Genomic DNA, 4,105 nt, shown 5'->3' on the forward strand with positions numbered 1-4,105 from the left:
ATGCCGCCTCCCGGATTTGAACCGGGGACAGCTCGATCTTCAGTCGAGTGCTCTCCCAGTCTGAGCTAAGGCGGCGCGCACTCCAATCGATGACGAGGGTAGAAAAAAGCATTTCGAAAGCGGGCGGAGGTTTTGTGGCATCCGCCGGGAGGGTCGACCGCTGATTACGGGAGAAATAGGTCCGCGCTGTCGAACGTCTCGCCACAGTCGTCGCATTCGTACTCAGTGCCATTAGTCGTCGAGACGTCCCCGCTGCAGGCCGGACACGTCGAGCCATCTATCATGTCATGCACTACCACCACTCCGGATATATGGATTACGGGCGACTATCAATCGAGATAGAGGGCCCCGTTTCTGCTGGCTGTGGGTGTTTGCCCCGCTGTAGTTGGCTCTCCCACAGACCGAGGTGTAATTGAATGCCCCGAGAAGCCCGGTTGGTCCGGGCGTCACAGGCTGGGTCTGAGCGGATTCGAACCGAAGGAAGACCCACTATGTTCGTCTTCCGGGGCTCGAACCACCATTTCCCACACAGACACCGCTGGCTCCGCGTTACACTCGTCGCAGTCGGTGTCAGAAGTGGGTCTGAACGGATTCGAACCGAAGCCAGACGTGCTCACTGCGTTGCGCGCGACTGGCAGGAATCGAATCCACAGGAACCATCCGCTCCTCACGTCCGTTCGTCGCAGGATGGGTCCGGGCGGATTCGAACCACCGGCCTCGGCCTTGTAAAGGCCACGTCATAACCAACTAGACCACGGACCCGTACTCCACCGTTTTCCATCGGCAGGAATAACGCTTTCTCTCTCGGTCGACAGTGGGCACCGACAGTATTACCCACGACCTACCCCTCACACGGAGTATGCAGCGCCCTGCCGTGGTTGTCCTCGGACTGGTTGGCCTGCTCGTTGCCGCCGCCGTGGTCCTCCAGACCGGCCTCTGGGTCGAGGTGCTTGGCACCGGCGAGTACGAGGAGGGCACAGTGACGGTTCGGGAGGGGTCGGACGCGGCGACACCGGCCGCGACACAGCCCTCCACGGATGCTTCGACGCCAGGGACGACCGTCGCGGTGCGTGAAAAAAATGCTGGGGAACCGCTGGGGACGGTCGAGGTTCGCATCGCACAGACGTTCGATCAGCGGTACGTCGGCCTGAGCAACACCGAGTCGCTTGGGCCAAACGAAGGAATGCTGTTCGTCCACGACGAGGCGGGCCAGTACACCTACGTCATGCGGAACATGTCGTTCCCGCTTGACATCATCTTCATCGACGCCAACGGCACTATCACGACCATCCACCACGCGCCGCTCCCGCCGGAGGGGACCTCCGAGAGCGGCCTGACAGGCTACGCGGGGCGGGGCAAGTACGTCCTCGAAGTGAACCGCGGGTGGACAAACCGGACCGGCGTTGCGGTCGGCGACCGGGTCGAACTGCCGCCCGAAGCCACGTAGCCCGACGGCCTTTTGCGGGTTCGGCCCCTGAATTCGATAATGGATTTCGACGCGGGTTCGGACGACGACGTGTTCGAAGACGCCAGGGAACGCGTCGACCGGCCGATGCTTCGACTGTTCACCGGTTACGGACAGGGCCACTGGGGAGCGTTCGTCGTCGGCCTCTGCAGTTCTATTGTCGCTCGGATGCTGGACCTACTGCCACCGATCCTCTTGGCGCTGGCTATCGACGCTATCTTTCTACAGGAGGCCGAATACGGCCTCTTCCTGATACCCGACGCCTGGATTCCCAACGGGCAGGGGCCACAGCTGTGGCTCACTGCCGGCATCATCGCCGCCTCGTTCGGCCTCGGGGCCGTCTTCCACTGGAGTCGGAACTGGGGCTGGAACAAGTTCGCCCAGCACGTTCAACACGCCGTCCGCACCGACACCTACGAGACGATGCAGCGGCTGAACATGGACTTCTTCGCCGATAAGCAGACCGGCGAGATGATGTCGGTGCTGTCGAACGACGTCAACCGGCTGGAGAAGTTCCTCAACGACGGCCTCAACTCCGCTTCGCGGATGATAATCATGGTCGTCGGCATCGCCACGTACCTGTTCTACATGAACTGGCAGCTGGCGCTGGTCGCGCTGTTGCCCGTCCCGATTATCGCCGTGTTTACAAAGCGGTTCATCGACGTTATCCAGCCGAAATACGCCGAGGTCCGGTCGACGGTCGGCAAGCTCAACTCCAGACTGGAAAACAACCTCAGCGGCATCCAGATAATCAAGACCGCCAACACCGAGCCGTACGAGGCCGACCGAGTCGAGGACACCTCCGAAGACTACCTCGACGCCAACTGGGACGCCATCGAGACGCGTATCACCTTCTTCCCTGGCCTCCGGCTCGTCTCGGGCATCGGCTTCGTCGTCACGTTCATCGTCGGCGGACTGATGGTCACCGGGCAGGCACCCGGGCCGCTGACGGCGAGCCTCTCCCGCGGGCAGTTTGTCGCCTTCATCATCTACACCCAGCGGTTCGTCTGGCCGATGGCGCAGTTCGGGCAGATTATCAATATGTACCAGCGGGCCTACGCCTCCGCTGAGCGCGTGTTCGGGTTGATGGACACGCCCGGTCGCCTCGAAGAGGCCGAGGACGCGCCGCCGCTTGCCGTGACCGACGGTCGCGTCGCGTACGAGGACGTGGCCTTTAGCTACGATGGCGACGACGAGCCGGTGCTTTCGGACATCTCATTCGAGGCCGACGGCGGCGAGACAGTCGCCCTCGTTGGCCCGACCGGCGCGGGGAAATCAACCGTGCTGAAGCTCCTGCTCCGGATGTACGACGTTGACTCCGGCACGGTTCGCATCGACGGCCAGAACGTGCAGGACGTACAGATACAGAGCATCCGTCGCGCCATCGGCTACGTCAGTCAGGAGACGTTCCTGTTCTACGGCACCGTCCGCGAGAACATCGCTTACGGAACCTTCGACGCGACCGATGAGGAAATCGTCGCCGCCGCGGAAGCCGCCGAAGCCGACCAGTTCGTCCGTAACCTTCCGGACGGCTACGACACGATGGTTGGCGAACGCGGCGTCAAGCTCTCGGGCGGCCAGCGCCAGCGCATCGCCATCGCCCGGGCGATTCTGAAAGACCCCGAAATCCTCATTCTCGACGAGGCGACAAGCGACGTGGACACGGAGACGGAAATGCTCATCCAGCGCTCGCTTGACGACCTGACCGCCGACCGGACCACGTTCGCCATCGCGCACCGTCTCTCGACGGTGAAAGACGCCGACACGATTCTCGTCGTCGAGGACGGCCGTATCGTCGAACGCGGGAGTCACGCCGAGCTGCTCGCCGCTGACGGCCTCTATGCCAACCTCTGGGCAGTTCAGGCCGGCGAAATCGACGAGCTTCCGGAAGAGTTCGTCGAGAGAGCGATTCAGCGACGGGCGCGGACGGATGCTGATGACTGAAGCGGCGAGGACGGCATGTCCGAGCCGTCAGTGGTCGGTATTGGCTAATGCCTGAACCAGCGAAAACACCGGTTTCTGGTTGGCCGAGCACAAACGATTATTACATCTTGTATTGTAATGCTATCATATGACAACCACGTACCTCGCTAGCATGGCACTGATGGGTGCGTTAGTGGTGGCGGTGGTCACATGGATGGTCCGCGGGCGAGGGTGGTATCACTACAGCCCGGGGTCGTCAACGAGCGGCCGGTCTCCAACGAGTGACCGCGAGAGTCGCTTCGAGACGTATGCCGACCAGCCGATGGTCTGGGTCGGCGCGTTCGCGGTGCTGGTCGTCGGCCTCCTCGTCGGCGTCGTCGCGTCTATCTCCGGCCCCGTCGAGACCCAGTCGATAGCGGGGCTTGCGGTCGCCGTGGTCGGTGGGGCGGGCCTCTGTGGCTACCTGCTGTTTGGGGTGTATCTCTCGGCGACGCGACGAGGACATCCCCGCTCGCTAGCGGTCGCCGAGTCCGCGACTGTCGCGGGCGTTCTCTTTCTCATCGCGGTCGGTTTCCAGCTTGTCGGGGCCTGAGACCCTCACAGTATCGAGTACGCGGCGGCCCCGGTCAGCGCGAGCGCAGCAACAGTCCCGCCTAGCACGAGGTACGTGACGGCCCGTGGTTCCCAGCGGAGGTGCTGGTAGTACGCGGCGACGCC

At 62.8% G+C, this 4,105-nt stretch carries 3 protein-coding genes and 2 tRNA genes; 3 read left to right on the top strand and 2 right to left on the bottom strand.

Going from position 1 to position 4,105, the window contains the following annotated elements:
* Position 1 precedes the first annotated feature (1 nt).
* Both G9463_RS23345 and G9463_RS23350 read right to left on the bottom strand, forming a co-directional pair.
* Positions 2-75, bottom strand: a tRNA-Phe gene (locus tag G9463_RS23345).
* A gap of 613 nt (positions 76-688) precedes the next feature.
* A tRNA-Val gene (locus G9463_RS23350) sits at positions 689-762 on the bottom strand.
* A gap of 97 nt (positions 763-859) precedes the next feature.
* Between G9463_RS23350 and G9463_RS23355 the strand changes: the two genes are divergently transcribed.
* From G9463_RS23355 to G9463_RS23365, 3 genes are all read left to right on the top strand, one after another.
* A complete protein-coding gene (locus G9463_RS23355; protein ID WP_165897964.1) occupies positions 860-1,447 on the top strand; it encodes a DUF192 domain-containing protein in 588 nt (195 codons plus the stop codon).
* Positions 1,448-1,486: 39 nt separating this feature from the next.
* Complete coding sequence (locus tag G9463_RS23360; protein WP_004958985.1) at positions 1,487-3,409, top strand: ABC transporter ATP-binding protein; 1,923 nt, start codon at positions 1,487-1,489, stop codon at positions 3,407-3,409.
* Positions 3,410-3,536: 127 nt separating this feature from the next.
* Complete coding sequence (locus tag G9463_RS23365; RefSeq protein WP_007189373.1) at positions 3,537-3,980, top strand: hypothetical protein; 444 nt, start codon at positions 3,537-3,539, stop codon at positions 3,978-3,980.
* Positions 3,981-4,105 lie beyond the last annotated feature (125 nt).

Source organism: Haloarcula sp. JP-Z28 (assembly GCF_011440255.1).
Lineage (GTDB): Archaea > Halobacteriota > Halobacteria > Halobacteriales > Haloarculaceae > Haloarcula > Haloarcula marismortui.

Bases quoted from the DNA above. Each gene is read 5' to 3' on its own strand.
- G9463_RS23355 (WP_165897964.1), top strand. From the start codon at position 860: ATGCAGCGCCCTGCCGTGGTTGTCCTCGGACTGGTTGGCCTGCTCGTT.
- G9463_RS23365 (WP_007189373.1), top strand. From the start codon at position 3,537: ATGACAACCACGTACCTCGCTAGCATGGCACTGATGGGTGCGTTAGTG.
- G9463_RS23360 (WP_004958985.1), top strand. From the start codon at position 1,487: ATGGATTTCGACGCGGGTTCGGACGACGACGTGTTCGAAGACGCCAGG.